At 70.2% G+C, this 409-nt stretch carries 1 protein-coding gene; it reads left to right on the top strand.

The window, feature by feature from the left end; all coding sequences use genetic code 11:
- On the top strand, positions 1-400 hold a 400-nt coding region (nrdR, locus tag EQG76_RS14030; RefSeq protein WP_159714452.1), incomplete at its 5' end, for a transcriptional regulator NrdR.
- Between the last annotated feature and the right edge of the window lie 9 nt (positions 401-409).

Here is a 409-nt window from a genome sequence, read left to right as displayed (position 1 = left end):
GGACGGTGCCGCCATCCGCCGGCGCCGCTCCTGCCCCGGCTGCGGCGGCCGGTTCTCCACGATCGAGCGGGTGCAGATCCGCGAGCTGACCGTGGTGAAGAAGGACGGGCGGCGGGTCACCTTCGACCGGGAGAAACTCGCCCGCTCGATCCGGATCGCCACCCGCAAGCGCGGCATCGACGAGGAGCAGATCGACCGGATCGTGGCAGGGATCATCCGCCAGCTCGAAGCGTCCGGCGAGAGCGAGATCCCCTCGACCCGGCTGGGCGAGCTGGCCATGGAGAGCCTGGCCGACCTGGATCCGGTCGCCTACGTGCGCTTCGCCTCGGTTTATCGCGACTTCGCCGGCCCGGAGGACTTCCAGACCTTCATCGGCCAGCTGACCCGCCGCCCGGACTGAACGCCTTGT

Source organism: Geminicoccus flavidas (assembly GCF_009806515.1).
Taxonomy (GTDB): Bacteria; Pseudomonadota; Alphaproteobacteria; order Geminicoccales; family Geminicoccaceae; genus Geminicoccus; species Geminicoccus flavidus.
This window is presented reverse-complemented; position numbering and strand designations above follow the sequence as displayed.